This window comes from Mesorhizobium sp. M0894, from assembly GCF_040319725.1.
Lineage (GTDB): Bacteria > Pseudomonadota > Alphaproteobacteria > Rhizobiales > Rhizobiaceae > Mesorhizobium.
Genome location: NZ_JAMYOG010000002.1, coordinates 183215 through 204450 on the forward strand (window position 1 = coordinate 183215; position 21236 = coordinate 204450).

Consider the following 21236-nt stretch of genomic DNA (forward strand, 5'->3'; position numbering starts at 1 on the left):
CTATCAAGCGTCGCGCTCGACAGCATCTGCGGATATCAGCTGTTCAGCTTCCAATCATCCGAACGACTGGCTGCGCCATGCCGTCTGCCTTCATTTTGATCTGCGCATACACTGTCGGCCGACGAGGCGCATCAGGCGAGACAGGATGCCCGGATTGTCGTGACGACAAAATGCAAGCTACGATGTCGACTGTCGTTCTCGCAAAGACATGTTGAACTTTTCGCCTGCATCTTGTTGTCGTTGGCGTCGTCATTTTCATTTTTTGCCTAGTTGCTTGGCAGCGCCCTCCGTTTATCCTCGCAAACGCGGCAGTCTTGGTGGCGATTGTGCCGTTGGTCATGTGTGACGCGGCGGGTTGTTGCCTGCGTTGCGCCCTTCCGGATAGCCTTTGGAACAGCTTGGCCTAGCTGGCTGGGTCTCGCCTGAATTGAAGAAAAACTCGCCAATTTGTCCAAGGTGTTAGTGCAGCATTGCCCTACCTTATCGCCGCTTGGAGTGTGATCGGCAATCGTGGTACCGCAATGCCGGGAGGCGACGATGCGTGTCATTTTCCGATGTGATCCGATGTTGATCGAGCATTTGCCACGCCCGATCCTCGCGCGCGGTGCTCTACCGGATTGGCTGCGCGCAATGCCCGCCACTGCCTATTCGGCGACACCTCACAGATCGCGACCACTCCCGAAAGGTGGTCACACAACAGCGCTTACAGAGCTTCCGCCTCGACAGCCGCTCGGCGCTGCCATGCAAGGCGCCCGAGGCGCGCCGCTGCCTCCCCGGATTTCGGATCCCGTTGCAAGACAAGTGTCCAGGACGCGCTCGCCGCAGGGGCATCGCCTGCTTGATCGAAGGTGCGTGCCCGTTCGACGAGCATTTCCGCCTAAGATGACAGTCTTGGCGCGCGATCCAGGAGCTGAAACGCCGCTTCAAACCTGCCTTCGGCCCGGGCAATCCGGCATGCCGGTATCAAGGCGGGCACATTGTCGGGTCGAGTGGCAAGGCTTGCTTCGATGCGCGCACGAGCCTCCGGCAGATCTGCCTTGGCGAACAATACAGCCGCCAGAAGATGGCAAAGCGCCGGGTCGCCTGGGTGCTGCTTCAGGCCCAATTCGCACACATCGATCGCTTGGCCATGATTGCCGGAATTGAAAGCGGCCACAGAGCGGCGGATCAGATCGTCACTATCGTTTTGATTGGTGCGCATTGTGCTTGGACGCTCACTGGCAGTCATGTCCGCAAGGGGCCGATGTCGATTCCAGTCATGGTTGGCGGGACCACTTGCCACAGAGCAGAGAGTAACCGACTTGGAGCCTCGCTTGCCACCAATCCCCCAACTGCTACTCCCCTGCCCTTAGGCAGACACGTGCTGGTCACGACCATTCTATGAGCGCGCTTGTGCATATTGTTTGCTCGCAAGGGATATCGATAGACGTTCGCCAAAACCCAGCAAAAGCGGTCTGATGCTGACCAACTTTTCCGGCGTAAATCTGGTCAGCGGCCCAGAAAGAGCCAGCGCTCCGATCAAGCCCTCGCTGCCTGAAAAAACCGGTACGGCCATCGCAGCTGTTTCGGAATCTCCCTTTCCGAGCGATATAAACGGAATCTTCGCCATAAGAGCTGTTCGCGTCCTAGGCTTAGCGGTACTGAACCGTGCAAGCACTTGGCCAGCTGCGTGCTCGTCAAGCGAAAGCACATCACCCTCTCGGATTTGATCGCGGATCAAATGACGACAGTCTGCGCGAAATAGGCAAATTCCGTGATTTCCCTCCTTTCGAAAAAACGATGCGCTTTCACCCGCCTGTTCAACAAGGCTCAAAAGGAGAGGCCGAACGAATGCCTCTATCTTAAAACGACGACGGTAGAATGAGCCCAATATCATCGGCATAGGGCCGACAGCAAAGCGCTTGTCCGCCATGCGAACAATGTAGCTACTTCGGACAAGGGATTCCGTTAACCGAAGGATCGTGCTCTTATAGAGGCCTGTTCTAGACGATATCTCGGCCAGGCTTAAACCCTCGTCATTCTCTGTGAAGCACCCGAGGATCGAAAGCGCGCGATCGACAGCTTCAACCCCTCCCGCTCTTGTGTCAGCTTGCTCTACCGCCTGATGGTTCACGCGTTTGGTTCCTTCGAACGCCAAAGCTCAGTTGCGAAGTCGGGTCCTGATCACGTCCACACGTGCTCAACTTTGGAGTACCTCGCTCGCGAAAAGCAAAGTGCCATTTCATCATTCAGCATATTATCCTGTCGGTAAGTGAAAATCCTACACGATCGTGGAAAAAGAGGACTTACTGCATCTTCAAACGTCGCGTCCTGTCGGACATGATGTGGGGACCCACAATACTGGCGCGTCGGGTGCTCCAAGTTGTGTCGCCGCCTCCTCAGCATCCAAGTTGGCTGGTATCCTGATTTAGCAGTATGGTCGCGGAACGTGGTTTCCCCGGCGCGGATCGTGAACCGCTGGGTTGCGGCCACATCATCGGCTACCGCTACTGTTCAAACAATGCTTGCGAGCGGCACTGCGCTCATGGCAACAAGCAGGCTAATCGTCATTTGGCATCTCTGTTCCTGGATGCCTGCCATTATAGCCACAATCGTTCAGGACGGAATCGGCGCGGCGCAAGATCGCCTTGGATAGGCAGTAACAACCCTCGGTCGTCTGAGTTTTTGTAGGGCTGAAATGGCTGGCTTGAGTGTGACACGCATTGGGCCAATGGGCGACGGCGGTCGAAATCACGGGTTGAGGTCTGATGAGCAAAATTGCCTTACTTCCTCTGGTGACTTATCCGGAAGCGAATTCCACCAAAATCGCATCAAACGCAATCGCGGTGGTCAAGCACGTTGGTGCCGCACTTCATGCATTGACGATCAATGTCGATATTCCGGGTATTTCCAATCCGGTTTCGCGATACTTGATCGATCTTCCCGAAATGATCCGGGAGACAGAAGCGACCAGCCGCAAGCATGGGCTCGATTTGCTGGAGGCATTGAAAGCTGAAGCGGCACGCGTCGGATCGCTCCTCACAACCGAGGAGATTGCTGTTCAGCCAGCATCTATCGGCGATGTTGCGGCAACTCAGTCACGCTATTTCGATTTTGCTTTGATTGGGTTGGAGCCAAATAACCAGACTGCGCGCATGACCGTTGATGCGGTCCTGTTTGGTTCGGGTCGCCCAACCATAATTCTGCCGGAAGACGCAAACGTTGGTGCGATCGATCATGTCATCATCGCTTGGGATGGTAGCCGCGTTGCGGCCCGGGCCGTTGCCGATGCGCACGCGTTTCTGCAATGTGCCTCAAAGATAACGGTACTAACAGTGACAGACGAAAGGTCGCTGCGCGATATTGGCGAACGCCTCGCCCTGAGCCTGAGAAAGCGTGGCTTTCCCGCTGAGGGGATCTCAATCGACCTCGAAGATCGCCCCATTGGCGTTACGCTTCAGGCGCGCGCTGTCAGCATGGGCGCCGATCTGCTTGTCATGGGTGCCTACGGCCATTCCCGGATGAGAGATTTTGTCGTGGGTGGAGCAACCAAAAGCGTTCTTGGCGATCTGCGCCTGCCTGTCCTTTTGTCGCACTAGAAATCTGCCCGAGAGCTGTCGACGGCGAGTTGGCTACTACGATTGTGCCAGCGGCGCACTGTATCAGGTACTAAACTAGCCCAAGACGAAACTGCCGGATTGCTCGTGAGTTGCCGATTGTTTTGCCTTCGATATCGAACTCGAACTGAACCGGGAGCATAGCCGTTCGCGGCACCTACGATTGATTCCTGCCCCTGCCAGAGGCCGACAATGACGGTCCGCCTTTGGTGCCCATCACGTCCGCGCCTGCAACCACTTGAGGCCGAACTTGCACAGAGCCAGAAGTCTGCGGCTGAGCGAGCACTAGGTGATGGTGATGTTGGCAGTCTCAAACGTCAAGACGGGCATCTCGCAGAGGCACACTGCTTGCATTTGGCGAACGTCTATCGATATCAGAACGAAGTAAACTGGCACGCGGGCGCGCTCATAAAAAGCGCCGAAATTGCCTGTCGTGTGCGAATGGCTAGGCGAGGTATGGTGTGTGCCGATAACCATGCGGTTTGAAAACCGGGACGGATGGTCTATGCAGCGCGTCGTTCTGCAAACCACATATTTGAAAGGTGGCGTTTCGCACGCGCCTTTACGGTTTGACTGACTAAGGGGTGACGTGAGCCATGCTTGATCCGATCGTGAATTTCTTCACCCGGATTTTCCAATGGATTGGTCGCGGCATCGGCCTCGTCATCGGCGTGCTCCTGTGGCCGTTCATGTGGGCCGGCCGCTGGTACACGCAGCGCGGCTGGATTCTGAAGGCGGTGGTCGGCCTGGCGCTTCTGGTGCTGATCGGCCTCTACGCCAACTTCTTCTACGCCACCCAATGGTGGAACAAGTTCGACCCCAACTACGTCGACAAATATACCTTCGAGAACCGCAACATCTCGGCCGGTGAACAGGTCTCACCGGGCGCCGGCACCGATACCGCCAAGACCTGCGGAAACTCGGGCATCGCCCAGGTGGCGGCTGACCTCACCGATTTCAACGTCAACCAGAATGCCTGGATCTCGTCGATGATCCTCTACAACCTCGGTCTGTTCGGCATCGACTGGGATCACACGCCGTTCATGGACAACAAGGCTTCGTTCCAGCGCGGCATCAACCAGGCGGTGCGCCGCACCTCCACCGAGCTTGCCGACAATCTCGGCCGCGTGCGCACGACGTCGCAGATCGACGGCGACCTGCAGGATGCGCGCGGCAATCTGCAGTTCGACGAGGAGACCTGGTATTTCGGCGTAAGCCCGTTCGGCCCGAAGACTCCGACGCCGAGCTATTATCGTGACGCCGTGCGCAAGCTGCGTTCCTTCAACGCCCGGCTCGCCACCTGCCAGGCGACATTCGATGCCCGTGCCGACAATCTGAAACAGTATATCGACCGCATCTCCTCCGACATCGGCTCGACCTCGGCGATCCTCAAGGAGCGCGCTGAAACCCACAACAATGGCTGGTTCGACTTCCGCGCCGACGACCGCTTCTGGTTCGCCTATGGCCAACTCTATGCCTATTACGGGCTGATGAAGGGCGCCCAGGCCGATTTCGAGGACGTGATCAAGGAAAAGCATCTCGGCAATCTGTGGGACACGATGGATGCGCAATTCGTCTCGGCGCTGCGCATCCAGCCCTTCATCATCGCCAATGGCCGCGAGGACGGCTGGCTGTTGCCGAATCACCTAACGACTATTGGCTTCTATATGTTGCGCGTGCGCTCAAACATGGTCGAGATCAGCAACGTCCTTGCACAATAACTCGGTGGATGGAGCGTTGCCGCGCGGCTACGACATCAATTGGTCCCGGCAAGAACCGGTCGGCTGGGCTTCTAACCATGGGCTCCACCGGTCAAAAGCGGAAACAAGCCGATCGACTACGATAACACCCTATGCCGCCAACGTCACAAGATCGAGAACATGTTCGCCAAGCTGAAGGACTAGCGGCGCATCGCGCCCAATTTGACCGCTACGCACACACCTTCTTCGGCAATCTGCATCGCAGCCGCCGTCGCCTTCCGTCTTAATCAATGAGCCTGACGCTAGCTGGCCTGTTAACCAGAGCACGAGGATATCATCGACGCGACCGATTTCGTTCGATCGGCATTGCTCTAACCTCTAGATCAGCCCGCGCATCGTCAGTTCAGCCTTCAGATAGGCATAATAGATCGGCGCAGCGACAAGACCCGGCATACCGAACCAGGCCTCCATGAAAACCATCGCCAGAAGAAGCTCCCAGGCATGCGCATTGATCCGCGAGCCGATAATCTTGGCATTTACGAAGTATTCGAGCTTGTGAATGACGATGAGAAAGGCAAGCGAGCCTAGCGCTGCAAGGAAGGAGATGCTGAGGCTGACAACCACGATCACCGTGTTGGAGATCAGATTGCCGATGACCGGCAGAAGGCCGGCGACGAAAGTCAGCGCTATCATCGTCCTGATGAATGGCAGATCGATTCCGAAGGACGGCAGAACAGCGACGAGATAGATCGCCGTTAGAAACGTATTCAAGGCCGAAATCCGGATTTGCGAGAACACGATGTTGCGAAAGGCCTTGCTCAGAATTTTGACACGATCCGCCAGCGCGATCGCCAATGGGCCGGGCTCGCCCGATTGCGCCGCCGAGCTCACCGCGATCAAGCCGCCGATCACCATGCCGACGATAATGTGGACCACCAGGACGCCGACATCTCGCCCGACGAGTTGAAGCTGGCCGGCATGTTCGCGGAGCCACCGGGCCGCGAAGACTTCCAGTTCCTCGATATTCGACGGAAAATAGGCCATCGCCCAAGTCGGGAGATGGACACGCGCGGTATCGATGATCTCGGCCATCTTCTTGAGGAGCGTCACGACGTTCTCCGAACCGCCAGTCAATTGCGACACGCCGCTAAAGATAGCGGCGGCTATCAGGAGCGTTAAAATCAATGCCACCAAGGTCAGCGCAAGGCTTTTCGTCAGACTGTTGGAGACGCCGATTCGATGGAGCATCGGTGCGGTGAAATGAACGAGGTTGAACACGAGAAGGCCTGAAAGCAGTGCCGGAAGCAGGCCGAGCTCAAGAATGGCGACCAGCGCTATAACCGCGAGCAGGCACGACGCGAGATAGAACCGTGAGAAAGGCAGCACTTTTCACCTGCTGAAGCAGCCAAGTCCTCTCCGGGTTTCCATTAGCTTTGATACCCGCTGAAGCGCAAGCGAACACGCGCCCAATAACGTGTGTGAAGCTACCCGCCTACATTTCTTCCCGGTTTGCAGCTTGATGGTTGTCGTTCCTACTTTGATCCATGCGACACGGTCGATCAGGTCGAATTGGCATGTGCGCCTTCGGAACGCTCGTCTTCTGCCCGACAAGGCGTGAATCAATCGTCGCGAACGGCAGTAAGAGACATGCGGCCGTCCTGCGCGATCATTGATTTAATGCTGAGCGAGCCGGCGTCCGCTGGGTAATTTGCTAGCCATGACCTTGTCGATGCGTCTGCCGTCAAGATCGACGACTTCAAACCGCCAGCCGTCCGCTTCGACCGTTTCGCCCGTCGCCGGCAAATGGTGCATGTGCGACAGGATGAAACCGGCAACTGTTTCATAATCGCGATTTTCTGGGAGCTCGATGGCGAGGTGATCACACATCTCGTCAACGGGCATATACCCGGCAAGCAGCCATGACCCATCCTCGCGCTGCACGGCGGCCGTTTCTTCCTCGGCTTCCAGATCGGCACGGAACACGCCGGTGATCGCCTCGAGGATGTCTGCCGGCGTCACAATGCCCTCGAAATGACCGTACTCGTCGTGGACCAGGGCAACAGGCACCTGTGCTCCTTTCAGTGTTGTCAGCACATCAAGCGCGTCCGCCTGGTCGTGCACGATCGGCGCATTCTGCAAGTGACGCCTGAGATCGACCTTCTGCGTGAGCATGCCCGCCAGTACCTTGCGGGTCTGCACGACGCCGATCATTGCATCGACCGTACCTTCGGCAATCGGCAGCAGAGAATGCTCCGTCTCGATGATCGCCTTGCGCACTCTCGTTTCTTCCCAGGTAATGTCGATCCAGTCCACATCGGTCCGTGGTGTCATAACGGCGCGCACCGCCCGGTCTCCCAGACGCATGACGCCCGCGATCATCCGGCGTTCGTCTGCCTCGATGGTCCCGTGATGCTCGGCTTCGGCAACCAACATTTTGATTTCCTCATCGGTGACTTTTTCCTTGGACTCGCCTTTTTGGCCTAAAAGCCACAGCAAACCACGACCGGAGAAATCCAGTAAAAACACCAACGGTGCGCCAATTTTCGCAACGACGGTCATCGCCGGAGCTACACGCATTGCTATGCCCTCCGGATTGCGAAGTGCAATCTGCTTGGGAACAAGTTCTCCCACGATCAGAGAGGCATAGGTGATGGCTGCCACTACGATACCGACACCCAAGGCGTCTGCAACGTTGCCGGGCACGCCGCTAGCGGCCAAGAGAGATGACAGGCGCTCGCCCAGCGTGGCGCCTGAGAACGCGCCGGAAAGCACACCCACCAATGTAATCCCTATTTGGACAGACGATAGGAATTTTCCGGGATCGGCACCAAGCGCCAGCGCGCGATTGGCACCCTTCAGGCCTCGTTCGGCCATACCTTTGAGCCGAGCCGGCCGCGCCGAGACAACGGCTAGTTCCGACATTGCAAGCAGGCCGTTGATGCAGATCAGGACGACGACGGTCGCGAGTTCAATGTAAAGCATAGCGAACGTTTAGCATCTGCGAAGCGGGAACGAAAAGGCGCATTCGACCACTAAGTTGCAGCGACCCGTAGCAAGGACCGACGGCAGATACACCAATGCGACTGCTTGAGCGGAAGGTCGGACGAGCTCGTGCTACTGGACTGGTCCGCTGAGCCTGGACGGACGGGACCGATCATAACGTTTAGGGTGAAAAGCAACCTTCCAAGGGCGGTACGCTCGATCAACGCGAGAGTCGTGTTCGAAGATTCGCAAGGCAACAGGTTGGCCGAGATGCCGGTCCCGCGAACGACTTGCTGGCGTCAGCACCAGCACAGTGACCGATACGTCACACCCAGGGCGCGATTATGCCCGGCGATCGCGGTCATGCGTTGACAACCGGCGTGCCACGCTGATTGAGCTTGAATGGTTCATACAGGAACGGGCGGCGAGCGTGGGTCTATACCCTGCTCCTCGGGATGACAGAAAAAAACCAAGCACGCGCTCACAGAGCTGACCGCCCTTGTCCTGGTTTTTGCCAACGGATTGGGCCTTGAAGCTCTCGCGAGGGCCTCACGGTCGTTCCTCCCGGAAACCGGTTCGAGCAGCAGCCGCCGATCCCGCAGCGGCAGCGAATAGGACCCGCGCCTTCAAGACGACTTACGACGCCAAGTACCACAAGATTCTGGCGTTGCTGAGTAACGATAAAAAGCTCGTGCAACAGATCAAAGATGCAGCCACGGCTTATAGCATCGATCCGATCCACATAGTCGGGGCCCTTGTCGGCGAACATACCTACAACGTAAGCAGCGTCGATGCGGCGCAGACCTAGGACGTTCGCCCGTCGCAGAAGTCCTCGAACGATTGAGCCCTTCGAGTAACTTTTCCGGCTGCTTGACCTTCACGATTCGATCTTAGGCCTATGGACCGAGCGTTTTGAGGCGGCGCGCATCATCGGCGGTCTCAGCCAACAGCCAGTCAGGGAATGTCGTAATTTTAGGGAGCATCGACGTCGCCTTGGGGCAGACGATCCAGTAGGTCTTGGACAATCGCAGCGTCGTGGCGAACGGCCTTACGAGCCGCCCGCTGATGAGGTCCCAGGCCGCAAGCGTGGTGCGGGCGAGTGCGACGCCCTTGCCGTCAATAGCGGCGTCTATGACCATGCTGGCGCGGTTCAAGACTGGCCCATGGGAGAGTTCGGCATTGACCACGCCAGCGGCCTCGAGCCATTCCGACCAGTCCTTTCGTTCATCAAGATGCAGCAACGGAAAGTTCAGCACATCGGACGGCTCGCGCATCCGCTGGTGAAGTTTGGGACTGCAGACCACGAACAGTTGCTCGGAGCACAGGCGGACAACATCATGCCCCGCCCAATTGCCATCGCCATGCCGCACGGCAAGATCGACGTCCTCTCTAGCGAAGTCGACGTGATGCATGACCTCGACGGGGCGGGTGATCTGCTCGGCGAGCGCCAGATAGGTGGGGCGTTGAAATTCCACAAGCATTCGGAGCATGGGCGATCCATTTCGCTTGTCGTTGCCAGGTCAGGCAACGCATTTTGCACCTGCTACTGCCCTTCCCGTCGTTCCTCCGGCGGGCGAACCTTGCGGAACATCGCAAGCAGAAGGATGTCGTAGACAATCTTCAAGGCGCCAGCGATGAGCAGCGGCCAACCGAAACCGGACATCGCGAGCAACGAGCCGGCAAGCATCGGACTGGCGGCCGCCGCGAGGCTGCGAGGCACGGCAGTGACACTCGCCGCTGCCGCTCGCTCACCCGGCGTCACCACCGCCATGACGTAGGAGGTGCGGGTCGGTACATCCATCTGCGACAAGGCGCTCCTGATAAGCAGAAGTACGATGACCGGACCAAGGCTCGGCATGAAGGGAATGAGCAAAAGGCAAAGACTGGACGGCAGGTGGGTAAACACCATGGTGTTTACGAGCCCGATCCGTTTGGAGATTTGCACGGCAACCAGATACGACCCGGCCGACAGGATGCCCGTCAAGAAGAAGATCGCACCTGTAGCAGCGAGCGATAGGCCGTACTGTTGGAAAAGCCAAAGAGCTAACAATGACTGGACCACGAAGCCTCCCGCAAAGGCATCGAGGCTGAAGAGCGCAGCGAGCGTGAGGACAATGGTTCGAGACTTGCGCAATGGCTCTGCCGGTGCCGCACTCGCATCGAGCGGCTCGTCCGGCAGTTTCCGATAAAGGAGCAGCGCTCCAACTCCCAGAAAGGCATAAAGCAGGAAGGCGATCTGGAGAGCTTGCTTGATGTCCAGGTCGACAATCTGGCGGAGTAGGTCGGGGGCGCCGGCCGCCAGAGCGCCGACTGCCCCTATGAGGGAACCGACGAGGCTGTAGCGTGCAAAGAGCGCGGTGCGGTCGCGATCAGTGACACTGTGGGCGAGCTGCGCGTGCTCCAGCGGCAGAAAGACGCTGACGTCGCCAGAGGATGGATTCAGCGTTCCGATGAATGCGACAAGGAGCAGCGGCCAGAAATCCTGAACCAATGCGAAGGCGATCCCCGTGACGGCCATCAGGACGGCAGCTGCGATTAGCAGCGAGCGGCGAGAGAAATGGTGTGCGACAAACCCGACGGTCAAAGTGAGCGCCGCTGAACCAGCGAGCGTCGCTGTGGCGAGAACCCCGATCTTGAAAGGGCTGAAACCAAGTGTGGCCAAATAGGCGGGAAGCAGAAGACTGACGAGTCCGTCGCCGAATGCCCTCAATCCCCTGGACGTCAACAGAAGGGCAGCTGCCGGCCTGGCACCGGCAGGCAGCAGCGAAAACCTCTGTTTGGCTAAAGGTTCGCGCGAAGCATTCGTCGGCGTCTGGGCTGCTGCCAGGTATGCCTCCTGCCGCAAAGTGGTTGCGCCTATGGCACTGCTTAAATCGATCCCGTGGCAACGCCATAAAGCACGCCCAGGACAGAGCATGTCGCGAGCACGGGGATCATGCCGATCTTGAAACGAAACACGGCCAGCAGCGCACCGACTGTCAGCACCAGAGACGGCAGGTTGATCGAGTTGAACACGGGGACATCCACCGTCGTGCCCAGCCAGCTGACCTCACGCAGTTCGCGGAACAGCACATGAAGCGCGAACCATACCGCCAGGTTCAGGATCACACCGACCACCGCCGCCGTGATGGCAGACAGCGCCGCCGACAGGGCCTTGTTGCTGCGCATCGTCTCCATGAACGGCGCGCCGAGGAATATCCACAGGAAACAGGGGACGAAGGTCACCCACGTCGTCAGAAGACCGCCGAGCGTTCCGGCGACAAGGGAGTTGAGTACGCCCGGCGCCCGATAGGCTCCCATGAAGCCGACGAACTGGGTGACCATGATCAGCGGGCCAGGGGTGGTCTCGGCCATACCGAGGCCGTCCAGCATTTCTCCCGGCTTGAGCCAGCCATAGTGATCCACACCCTGTTGCGCGACATAGGCGAGTACCGCATAGGCACCACCGAAGGTAACCATCGCCATCTTGGAGAAGAAGATCGCAATGTCGGTGAAGACATTGCCTTGCCCTAGCAGCGCTAGCAGCCCGACGACAGGTATCAACCACAGCGCCAGAAAAACTGCCGCGATCTTCAGCGACCAACTGACGGACGGCCGGGCGTGCGCCGGCACCCCTTCGCCGAGCGCTGTATCGGCATCGGCGACCTGCTTGCCGCCGACCTTGCCATGTCCGTTGCCCGACTGGAATGCAGCCCACCCTGCCCGTCCCCCAACGTAACCGATCACACCCGCAGCCAGGATGACCAGCGGGAATGGCGCGTGGAAGAAGAACAGAGCGATGAAGGCCGCCGCCGCGAGCCCGACCATGACGTTGTTCTTGAGGGCCCGCTTGCCGATCCGCAAGACCGCCTCAAGCACGATCGCGAGGACCGCCGCCTTCAAACCGAAGAAGAGGGCCTGAACGGCGCCGACGTTGCCGAAGATGGCGTAGATCCAGCTGAGCGCCATGATGGCGATCGCGCCTGGCAGCACGAACAAGATGCCAGCGACGAGACCACCTTTGGTCTTGTGCATAAGCCAGCCGATATAGATGGCCAATTGCTGCGCCTCCGGACCCGGCAGCAGCGTGCAGTAATTGAGCGCATGCAGGAATCTGGTCTCGCCGATCCACCGTTTTTCCTCGACTATGATGCGATGCATCATGGCAATCTGGCCGGCCGGCCCGCCGAAGCTGAGCGCGGCCACGCGGGCCCACACCCGCGTGGCCTCAGCGAACGAAACGCCATGACCCGGCATGTCGCTTGGTCGGTTTGACGCTGTCACCATGCTCTCCGCATTGGCCATGGTTGAGATTACCCACGTTTCGAACGGAAATATCGGTACAGGTTGTCGAACACCGAAGCGCCCTCGGCGATCCGTTGCTCGTCGCTCGCATGCGCCATCGCTATACCGGAGATCAGGCTGGCAATGCCCGTGGTTTCCTCGCGGCCGAACTTGCTGTCCTTGAGATCGATATCGTGGACGACCTCGGCGATAGCCTGCAAAGCCGTATCGGTAATGCCGGCGCGGGCCAGCAGCACCTCGAAGCTGCAGCGGTCTCCCTCATGGGTGATTTCGCCCTCGAACATGTCGAAGCGCAATTCCCCCTCGTTCGGCACGTATCCCTTGCCCGCCACGAAGCGAATGATCGCATCGGCATCGATGAAGCGACGGATCAGCCAGCTGCAAGCGATCCGGTCGACATACACGTCCCGGCGCGTGACCCAGGTCCGGCCCTTGAGCTCGCCCGGCTCGGCCGCCTTCTTCGGTTCCGTGGTCATGGCCTTGTCCTTTATAAGCTGTGCCTCGAGCTCGGCGATCAGTCCCTCGCTGGCGAGGCGACCATTGGCGCCGAAGAAGTCGATCGTCACGACGTCCGCGAGCCGCTTGCGCAAGCGGCCGAGTTGCGAACGCGCTTCCGCATGTTTTTCCGACGTCGCCTTCGTCTTGATCCCAGCGGCCAGCTCTCGTGCTTCCGTGACGATCTCCGCGTAATCGGCGTCACGGACGGCGTCGAACATCGCCCGCACCTGAGCGTCCGACAAGCCATCGACGAGGCGCGCCTCGCATATCATCGCCTCGCCGCCGCCCTCGACGATCTCCTTCAGGAGCCATTCGAAATCCTCCTGCATCTCGGCATTGGCCGGCAGGGCGTAAACGGTGCTTTTGACTGCGACCGCGCCGATGCCTTGCAACCGTCGCCAGATCTTCACCCGGAAATAGGCGGGTTTGCTTGGCAGTTGATGGATCAGGAGCAGCCAGCGCTGCTCCTGCGATTGCCCCTCGCTCATAAGTGAACCGTATCACGAACAAAGCAAAAGGCAACACTTGTATCATTTTTCATTCAGGCATAGCGTTCGCCTCCTCACGGATGGGCCGTGCCGCAGAGTGGAGAAAGCGATGCCACACGAGATCATGCCGCTGCCGTTCAAGCCGCCTCGCCTCGTCGGCTTGTCCGAACGGCTGTTGGCAAGCCACTACGAAAATAATTACGGCGGTGCCGTTCGTCGCCTCAACGCAATCGAACAGCGGCTTGACGAACTCGACTGGGGCGCGGCGCCCGTCTTCGACATCAACGGGCTGAAGCGCGAAGAACTGGTCGCCGCCAATTCAGCGATCCTGCACGAAATCTATTTTGACGGGCTCGGCGGTTCGGGCGATGCGGCTGGTGATCTTGCCGCAGCTCTGGAACGCGACTTCGGCAGCGTGGCCTCCTGGCGCGCCAAGTTCATGGCCTGTGCCAAGGCGCAGGCCGGAGGCTCGGGATGGACTCTGCTGACCTGGTCGGAGCGGCGCGACAGGCTGACGATCCAATGGGCGGCGGATCACACCAACTGTCTTGCCGGCGGCATGCCGATCCTCGCGCTCGACATGTACGAACATGCCTACCACATGGATTTCGGCACCAAGGCTGGCGCCTATGTCGATGCCTTCATGAAGAACATCCATTGGGAACGGGTCGCTGCCCGCCACCGCCGGGCCGTCGCGCAGCGTGATCCTTCAACAGGATCTGCATCGGACGATACGGTTCCAGCGATCGCGCCAGAGGAACTGAGGGCGCGCCTCGATCGGGGAGAAGATCTCGTCCTGCTCGACGTCTGCCTCGCCGAGGATCTGGCAAAACGCACCGACATGCTGCCGGGAGCCAAGCTCCGCGCGCCGGAGAAGATCGCCGATTGGGCGGATGAACTGCCGAAGGACAGGCCGGTCATTGTCTATTGCCTCTACGGCTTCCAGGTCAGCGGCGAAGCCGTCGCCGAACTGCGTCGCCGCGGCGCCGATGCAAGTGCGCTTTCGGGCGGCATTGCCGCTTGGCATGCGATCGGCGCGCCGACCGTCCCGCTGATACTCAAGGAAGGAGATGAATCATGAAATGGGTTACCCGCGAACGTCCGGTCATCGACCGCATTGCCTGCCCCTGGCTGATTGCGCGCTTCATCGACAAGGAACCAGAGTTCCTCTTTGTGCCACCCGATCAAGTGATCCGCGTTGCCCAGGAGACAGGCGCGACGCCCTACGACGTACCGGGCGTCGAATTCACGCATGTCGGCGACGGCTGCAGTTTCGATACCTTCGTCTCCAAATACGGCCTCGAGCGCGACCCGGCGATCGTGACCATTGCCGCGATCGTACGCGGTGCCGACACGGATCGGCACGATCTCACGCCACAGTCGGCGGGGTTGCTGGCGATCTCCATGGGTTTGCGGGACCTGACGCCTGACGACCACGAGGTGCTGAAGCACGGCTTCGTCATCTATGACGCGCTCTACGCGTGGGCTTCGGGCCGCAGAGCGGAAACGCACAGCTGGCCACCCGCCTCGAAGCCAGCAGCCGCATAACAAATTGGGCAATGGGGGCAGATCACAAGGAGAAATCCCATGCATGCAAAACTCATAACCGGCGCAATGCTGATTGCGATGTCGGCGCTGCTCCAACCGGCATCGGCGGCACCCGATTGGCAAACAGTCGCACAGGCGCTTGGCAAATCCGGGGCCGAAATGCCTGGCGGTGTCTATCGGGTGGGCTTGCCACGAACCGACCTGAAGGTATCGCTCGATGGCGTGGCCCTGAAACCAGGATTTGCGCTCGGAGGCTGGATCGCGTTCGAACCGATGGGGAACCAGGCCATGGTGATGGGCGACGTCGTCCTGACACAGGACGAGGTGAACCCGGTCATGACGAAGCTTGAAGAAGGTGGGATCGAAATCACCGCGTTGCACAACCATTTGCTGCGCGCCGAGCCGATGACACTCTACATGCCGTCTTCGGCCAAGGCGACCCGGTCACGCTCGCTATAGCGCTTCATGCCGGATTGGCGCTGAGCAAAACACCGATGGGAGGCGGCGCCCAGCCGCAAGCCGCTCCGCAGATCGAGTTCGACGCCGCCGGTGTCGACCAAACCATGGGTTATAAGGGTAAGGCCAATGGCGCGGTCTACCAGTTCACGATTCCGCGCGCTGAGCCGGTTGAGGAAAATGGAATGGAAGTGCCGGCGGCCATGGGCTCGGCAATTGCGATCAATTTCCAGTCGACGGGTGGCGGCAAGGCGGCGATCACCGGTGATTTCGTGCTGACGGCAAAGGAGGTCAATCCGGTTATCAAAGCCATGCAGCACGGCGGCATCGAGATCACCGCGCTGCATAGCCACATGCTCGATGAGCAGCCGCGGCTCTTCTTCATGCATTTCTGGGCGAACGACGATGCGCAGAAGCTCGCGAAAGGTCTGCGCGCAGCCCTCGACAAAGTTGCGGTCACGAAGAGCTAGGTCGGCCCTCTGGTGAGCGTGCAACGCGGCTCGGGCAAACAGTCACGCTGAGTTCGCACAGATAGCGCTATTGCGCCGTCCAGCCCGCCATCCATCGGCAAGGTCCACGCTTTGCGTCCGGCTGTCTGCTTGAACGTCTTTCAACGCGCAGAGATTTGCCAGACGGCTACACCGGCAAGAATAAGGCCGGCAATGCCTTCGATGGACCGCGAAATGACATCGAACAAGCGTGGCCGGCTGTCGAAAAAATGGACCAGACGCTCCCGAAACAGGATCGACAACACGGCCACGCAAGACAGGGTCAGTGCCACGCCGACCATCATGGTGATCGCGAAGAGAATGCCGGCGAACGGAACGCCTCTGGATATCGCGAAGGTCATCGCAAAGAGCGTGAGCGGGCATGGAATCAAGCCAGCCATGACCCCCACCGCCTCGCCTTCGTGCTTGTGGTGATGATGGCCATGGCGGAAGGCACGCCAGATCATCCAGACACCGATCAGGCCAAGCAGGCCGCGACTGACGTCTTCCAGTAGCGGCGCACGGCCAACACTGCCCAGGGCAATGGACACCAACGGCAACGAAAGCGCCGCGATCAGCACGGCAATCGTCACATGCGTGAAGGAAAGTGTCAGCGACACCAGAAGCCCACGCCGGACACTGACATCCGATCCTGCGAGATAGGTGGCAAGCACGGCTTTGCTATGGCCTGGCGTCAGGGCATGCGCCGCGCCGAACAGAACGCCCATCGGCAGAAACGCCGTGAAGGCCAGCCAGCCGCCGCCGGCCGAGAGCAGCTTGATCTGCTCGCCTAGCGCCAGATAGATCGTACGCTGGAATTCGACGAGGGTTTGGAACATCAGGCTGGAACCGGCCTCATCCGCAGGTCAATTCAAAGCGCATGGCGAAGACTCACTTCGGGTTTGCTATTGAGGCAGGACAGCTGGCATTGCAAGCAGGCCGAATTGCGACACGTGGCTGTTTCTTCAGACAGGTCGCCATTCAGCCAGCACGTGAGCATGATCACAGCGATCCCGGCGACGCTTGGCCTGATTGGTCCTTGTTCGTCGTCGCGCGAATGTAATTCAGGTTCTTGGTTCCGACGGCGCCGATATCGCCGACCTGGAATCCGCTCTCGGTCAACAGCGAGGCGACCGAATGCATGTCAACATGACCATGCTTGTGGAGCCTGGGCAATCCAGACTTGCGCACCGGCCTGCCGAAATCGATGAGCAACAGCCGGCCTGCTGGCTTCAAGACGCGTGCCGCCTCGCGGATGAAGGCCGATCGAACGGGCTTCGACAGGTGATGCAGCATCAGCGTGCCAACAACGATGTCGAATTGCGCGTCCTTGAAGGGAAGCTCCTGCGCCGTCCCGTTGACGAAAGTCAGATCGAGACCGGACCGCTCGGCCTTGGCGCGCGCCCTCTCGATCATTTCGGCCGACGCATCGACGCCGGTGATGCTTCCGCCCGAACCGACCAGCCGCTTCGCGGCAATGGCAAGGGTTCCCGTTCCACAGGCGACATCGAGCATCGCTTCGCCAGGCTGGAGCTTTGCCGGGCGAAGCATGAGCTCGCGAAACCGGCCCTCGCGCCCAAAGGTCAGAACGCGCGCAAGCAAGTCATAGGCCGCCGCCCGGTGCAGAACGATGCCGATGCCCCTGTCGCTCGCGCTCTGCGCACCGTTGCCGACGAGCCCCCTGTGACGCAGGCTGCCCCACAGCGCCAATCCCGCGATCACCGTAAGGACAAGGCCGTGGAATGCCGCAGTCCAGGCGCCAGCCTGAACATAGCCCATCCCCAATTTGGCCAGCACGAGGAAGCCGGCGACCAGTGACAGTTTGGCAAGCAGGGCCAACGCAATCACGGTCTTGCGCGAATGCGGTCCGTTACCGGCGTGATGATCAGATGAGTGCATGTCTGGCGACCTTCTGCTTCATTGCGGCGTGCCCAAACCCGATTTGAGCTCCTGGACTTGGCGTATCATAATGGACACAATGTCTGGAAATGCTGTTGTCGGACACCGGACCGCCGAATGTCCGAAACCGGGCACTGCAGAGGGCCATGGCCATGAAAATCGAACGTGCGGGCGAGCGGAACACGATCGATCGACGCGTCGCGCGGACGCGCGGCCTGCTGCAGGACGCGCTCATCGCCCTGATCCCGGAGCAGGGATATGCCGCCATCACCGTCGACGACATTTGCCAGAGGGCCGATGTAGGCAGGTCGACCTTCTATACCCACTATGCCGACAAGGATGCTCTGCGCAGCGCGACCATCGAGGCGCATCTGCGGTCGATCGGCCGCAGGCGCGAGGCGGCAAGTCAAGAAACAGGTAGCCGCCTGTTCGAGTTCAGCCTGCCCATGTTCGAGCACGCCCATGCATTCCGACCGCTTCACCACGCATTGCTTGCAAGCAGCGGCGATACGATCCACGACGAATTGCGTGAGCGTATCCGGCGAGCCGTCCGAGAAGAACTCGTCGAGAAACGGATCAGCGATCGCGGCGTGCCTGCCGAATTCGCCATTCAGTTCATCGCCGGCGCATTTCTTGCGATCCTCGCCTGGTGGGTCGCCACTGACGTGAGCCTTTCACCGGCACAGACTGACGACCTGTTCCAGAGGATGGCGGGAAAAGGTATCGGCGCCTAATGTGTGCAGAGTTCCGATTCCTGAACAGTGACTGGTTTTGGGGCAGCGAGCCTGATCGGCTAGAGTGCCGGCGTGGCAGCCGCCAGCGCGACGAACCGGCTCCCGTCAGCCGCATGTCAGTTCAAGGCGTGTCGCGAAAATCTTGCCTAGATTGGTCCCCGTCGGGTCACTGAAGAATGCGTCTGTCAGGCTCTTCTGGTTCTGCGCGATGGCCGTGTCCGGATCCGGACGCACGACCGCGCGCGAGCAGCCTTCAGGCAGGCCAGCCACAGCAATCTTGTCGTCGTCGGTAAAATCGATCGCCGTATAGAAGGTCGGGTCGTAGACGCCGATGCTGACTTTTCCAGCTAGGGCCAAAGGGTCCTTCGGCTGCGTTTCGAACTGGACGACGAGTCGATCGTTTTCATAGCTGACGCTGAACTTCGGCGGTGGCGCCATCGTCACGTCCTTACCGTTCAAGGTCACCATCTGAAAATAGTTGTACTCGGCCAGCGACGCATGGACGGTGAGAGCGACTTCATCGAGTTCCTTGGCATCAAGGACAAGGTCGGAATTCTTGTCGAATTCCATCAGCACAGTGCTGGAAAAGAGGTCGTCGAAACGCCAGAGATGCCGAAGTGACTTGACCATTCTGTCTGGACCGACGGTCAGATCCAGCTTCGCTTCGGCAAACACATGCGGATGGGCGCTCGCCGCCCCGGCGGAAGCGAGCAACAGCGCGACGCCTGATACTATGCCCGTCAGCTGCATTTTCACTCGCATTTCATCGCTTCCGGATCAGGCAGGACGCCTGGCATTGTAAGCAGGCCGAAATAGGACGGACTCTCTGCATGCCATCCATGCAGCGTGACTTATACCGGAGCAGCTACCCAAAGTCGCCCTTCAGCCAGTGGTTGAGCATGATCACCGCGATGCCGGCAAGGATTGCCAGCGCTATCATCCAGATGATCCTTTGCTTATCGCTCAACTTTCCTGCTCCGGATCGATGCCGAGGAATGGTTCCTACCGCGAGTTCCTTGCAAACGCAAAAAAATCCGCGTCTCTTCCGAGAGACGGGCCATCGAGGATTGCGGACTGGAATTTCACACACCGTTGCGGCATATCGTCCACATGGCCGAACGGCGCGGAATACTGGCATTTGTGGTTGGCGCGGTCGTCGGTTCGCTTGGCGGACTAATTGGCCTTGGCGGGGCAGAGTTCCGCCTTCCCTTCCTCATCGGGCTGTTCCGGTTTGCCGCTCTTGAAGCGGTAATTCTGAACAAGGCCACCAGTCTGGTGGTGGTTGCGTCTGCCGTGCCCTTCCGGGCCGCTACCGTCCCTTTAGCCGCCGTCGCAGCTCATTGGCCGGTCATTCTCAATCTGCTGGCGGGTACCCTAGCCGGTGCATGGTTCGGTGCGGGTTGGGCAACAAGGCTCAAATCCGAAACTCTCTATAAGGTGATTTCCGCACTGCTGCTGCTAATCGCCATCATCCTAGTCTTCGGCCACGATCCCAGCGCAGTAGGCCGGCCGCCTTTCAGCGGGCCGGCCTTGATCATTGCCGGGATCATCGCCGGCTTCGCCACCGGCGTCGTGGCGTCGCTGCTAGGTGTAGCCGGTGGGGAACTGCTTATCCCCACGCTCGTCCTGCTTTTCGGGATCGACATCAAGCTTGCCGGAAGCATGTCGCTTGCGGTGAGCCTTCCGACGATGATGGTCGGCTTCACCCGCTATTCGCAGGATAGAAGCTTTGGCGTGATCGCGAGGAACAAATCGTTCGTGATCCTGATTGCAGCGGGGTCGATTGTCGGGACATGGATCGGCGGCATGTTGTTGGGCATCGTGCCAGAGAAAGTGCTGCTGCCTCTGTTGGCTGCTATCCTCGTCATCTCGGCCTACAAGGTGTGGCTCCACGAATAGCACCGTCGGAATCACTACCCTTGGTCGCCATCGGCCGCCTGTTCACTCCGATTAATCATCGGCTATCGAGCTTGCAATGATCATGCTCGACTTGATCCGCGACCTTGGCGACGTCAAATGGACAAGCTGCTTGCGATTGCCGGCAATCAATATGTAGAGTTTGGAGACGTGAGCCCCGTTTCTGTCCTCGCCGATTTTTTCGGCGTCCGTCCGGGCGAAAAAACGCTCCTCGAATGCCGCGCGGTCGACATCGAACAGCCTGATTGAGCAGGTTTGCACGGCCCTGCCGTTCAAGGTGGCTTTTGTCACCGCGATCATGGTTTTGGCCGGTAGGTCGTCGCCGGCCGCCACCCAACCCTGGAAGGCTTTTACGTCATCGACCGGAGCAAGCGCTGCGTCGCCGGACAGCGGTGTCCATCCACGCTTCTTTGCAACAGCGGCGGTTCGCTCGAAATCTGGCCCGTGCGCAAGACAAATCCCGTGAAAAGCTTCCAACGCCAGATCGACCTTATCGGCATGCGCCAGCGGCGATGTCAGCCACATAGCTGCAAATGCCAGGACAAAACATGCCTTCGACATTCAGCGTGCCTCAGTCAGGAGAATGGGACAATCCACACGATCAAGATGGACCCTCTGGCAGCGTGGTCAAGAGGGGCTGCAACGA

The 21236-nt window shown here is 59.3% G+C and carries 19 protein-coding genes and 1 pseudogene; 8 read left to right on the forward strand and 12 right to left on the reverse strand.

What is annotated here, in order from left to right; translation table 11 throughout:
• Positions 1 to 877: 877 nt before the first annotated feature.
• Together NKH91_RS04185 and NKH91_RS04190 are read right to left on the reverse strand one after the other, a co-directional pair.
• The gene (locus NKH91_RS04185) at positions 878 to 1228 is read right to left on the reverse strand and encodes a tetratricopeptide repeat protein (RefSeq protein ID WP_352883522.1); all 351 of its coding nucleotides are present in this window, start codon (positions 1226 to 1228) and stop codon (positions 878 to 880) included.
• Positions 1229 to 1378: 150 nt separating this feature from the next.
• The gene (locus NKH91_RS04190; RefSeq protein WP_352883524.1) at positions 1379 to 2113 is read right to left on the reverse strand and encodes an IclR family transcriptional regulator; all 735 of its coding nucleotides are present in this window, start codon (positions 2111 to 2113) and stop codon (positions 1379 to 1381) included.
• Between the two features lie 634 nt (positions 2114 to 2747).
• Here NKH91_RS04190 and NKH91_RS04195 point away from each other — a divergent pair.
• Together NKH91_RS04195 and NKH91_RS04200 are read left to right on the forward strand one after the other, a co-directional pair.
• On the forward strand, positions 2748 to 3578 hold the full coding sequence (locus NKH91_RS04195) for a universal stress protein (RefSeq protein ID WP_352679125.1): 831 nt from the start codon (positions 2748 to 2750) through the stop codon (positions 3576 to 3578).
• A gap of 614 nt (positions 3579 to 4192) precedes the next feature.
• Positions 4193 to 5317, forward strand: a complete 1125-nt coding sequence (locus NKH91_RS04200; RefSeq protein ID WP_352883527.1) for a DUF2333 family protein — start codon at positions 4193 to 4195, stop codon at positions 5315 to 5317.
• 357 nt (positions 5318 to 5674) lie between these two features.
• Here NKH91_RS04200 and NKH91_RS04205 read toward each other — a convergent pair whose 3' ends face one another.
• Both NKH91_RS04205 and NKH91_RS04210 read right to left on the reverse strand, forming a co-directional pair.
• Positions 5675 to 6682, reverse strand: a complete 1008-nt coding sequence (locus tag NKH91_RS04205; RefSeq protein WP_352883529.1) for an AI-2E family transporter — start codon at positions 6680 to 6682, stop codon at positions 5675 to 5677.
• Positions 6683 to 6970: 288 nt separating this feature from the next.
• Positions 6971 to 8278, reverse strand: a complete 1308-nt coding sequence (locus tag NKH91_RS04210; protein ID WP_352883531.1) for a hemolysin family protein — start codon at positions 8276 to 8278, stop codon at positions 6971 to 6973.
• Positions 8279 to 8807: 529 nt separating this feature from the next.
• Between NKH91_RS04210 and NKH91_RS04215 the strand changes: the two genes are divergently transcribed.
• Positions 8808 to 9086 carry a DUF1402 family protein gene (locus NKH91_RS04215; protein WP_502898968.1) on the forward strand — a complete coding sequence of 93 codons (279 nt, stop codon included), beginning with the start codon at positions 8808 to 8810 and terminating at the stop codon, positions 9084 to 9086.
• Between the two features lie 88 nt (positions 9087 to 9174).
• On the opposite strand, the gene NKH91_RS04220 is transcribed toward NKH91_RS04215, so the two are convergent.
• From NKH91_RS04220 to NKH91_RS04235, 4 genes are read right to left on the reverse strand one after another with little or no spacing between them, the layout of a single operon-like run.
• On the reverse strand, positions 9175 to 9768 hold the full coding sequence (locus NKH91_RS04220; RefSeq protein ID WP_352883533.1) for a LysR substrate-binding domain-containing protein: 594 nt from the start codon (positions 9766 to 9768) through the stop codon (positions 9175 to 9177).
• Between the two features lie 53 nt (positions 9769 to 9821).
• Complete coding sequence (locus NKH91_RS04225; RefSeq protein ID WP_352883536.1) at positions 9822 to 11195, reverse strand: MFS transporter; 1374 nt, start codon at positions 11193 to 11195, stop codon at positions 9822 to 9824.
• Entirely contained in the window at positions 11147 to 12562 is a 1416-nt protein-coding gene (gene chrA / locus NKH91_RS04230) for a chromate efflux transporter (protein WP_352883538.1), read from the reverse strand. Before chrA ends, NKH91_RS04225 begins: the two co-directional genes overlap by 49 nt.
• Before the next feature lie 8 nt (positions 12563 to 12570).
• Positions 12571 to 13548: a chromate resistance protein ChrB domain-containing protein gene (locus NKH91_RS04235; RefSeq protein ID WP_352883540.1), complete on the reverse strand. Its 978-nt coding sequence runs from the start codon at positions 13546 to 13548 to the stop codon at positions 12571 to 12573.
• A gap of 109 nt (positions 13549 to 13657) precedes the next feature.
• On the opposite strand from NKH91_RS04235, the gene NKH91_RS04240 reads away from it, so the two are divergent.
• From NKH91_RS04240 to NKH91_RS04250, 3 genes and pseudogenes are all read left to right on the forward strand, one after another.
• Positions 13658 to 14629 carry a Fe-Mn family superoxide dismutase gene (locus tag NKH91_RS04240; RefSeq protein ID WP_352883542.1) on the forward strand — a complete coding sequence of 324 codons (972 nt, stop codon included), beginning with the start codon at positions 13658 to 13660 and terminating at the stop codon, positions 14627 to 14629.
• Entirely contained in the window at positions 14626 to 15096 is a 471-nt protein-coding gene (locus NKH91_RS04245; protein WP_352883544.1) for a chromate resistance protein ChrB domain-containing protein, read from the forward strand. The genes NKH91_RS04240 and NKH91_RS04245 overlap by 4 nt, the downstream gene beginning before the upstream one ends.
• Before the next feature lie 66 nt (positions 15097 to 15162).
• Positions 15163 to 16022 (forward strand): annotated as a pseudogene (locus NKH91_RS04250) (DUF1259 domain-containing protein).
• 140 nt (positions 16023 to 16162) lie between these two features.
• On the opposite strand, the gene NKH91_RS04255 reads toward NKH91_RS04250, so the two are convergent.
• Positions 16163 to 16879 carry a HoxN/HupN/NixA family nickel/cobalt transporter gene (locus tag NKH91_RS04255; RefSeq protein WP_352561878.1) on the reverse strand — a complete coding sequence of 239 codons (717 nt, stop codon included), beginning with the start codon at positions 16877 to 16879 and terminating at the stop codon, positions 16163 to 16165.
• 163 nt (positions 16880 to 17042) lie between these two features.
• Positions 17043 to 17939, reverse strand: coding sequence for a class I SAM-dependent methyltransferase (locus tag NKH91_RS04260; RefSeq protein ID WP_352883547.1), 897 nt, complete (start codon positions 17937 to 17939; stop codon positions 17043 to 17045).
• Between the two features lie 146 nt (positions 17940 to 18085).
• On the opposite strand from NKH91_RS04260, the gene NKH91_RS04265 reads away from it, so the two are divergent.
• Positions 18086 to 18673, forward strand: a complete 588-nt coding sequence (locus tag NKH91_RS04265) for a TetR/AcrR family transcriptional regulator (RefSeq protein WP_352883550.1) — start codon at positions 18086 to 18088, stop codon at positions 18671 to 18673.
• A gap of 105 nt (positions 18674 to 18778) precedes the next feature.
• Here the strand turns inward: NKH91_RS04265 and NKH91_RS04270 are convergent, their stop codons facing one another.
• Positions 18779 to 19423 carry a DUF1007 family protein gene (locus NKH91_RS04270; protein WP_352883552.1) on the reverse strand — a complete coding sequence of 215 codons (645 nt, stop codon included), beginning with the start codon at positions 19421 to 19423 and terminating at the stop codon, positions 18779 to 18781.
• Between the two features lie 360 nt (positions 19424 to 19783).
• Between NKH91_RS04270 and NKH91_RS04275 the strand changes: the two genes are divergently transcribed.
• Positions 19784 to 20572, forward strand: coding sequence for a sulfite exporter TauE/SafE family protein (locus tag NKH91_RS04275; protein ID WP_352883555.1), 789 nt, complete (start codon positions 19784 to 19786; stop codon positions 20570 to 20572).
• Positions 20573 to 20623: 51 nt separating this feature from the next.
• Here the strand turns inward: NKH91_RS04275 and NKH91_RS04280 are convergent, their stop codons facing one another.
• Positions 20624 to 21151 (reverse strand): hypothetical protein, encoded by a 528-nt coding sequence (locus NKH91_RS04280; RefSeq protein ID WP_352883557.1) that lies wholly within the window; start codon positions 21149 to 21151, stop codon positions 20624 to 20626.
• Positions 21152 to 21236 lie beyond the last annotated feature (85 nt).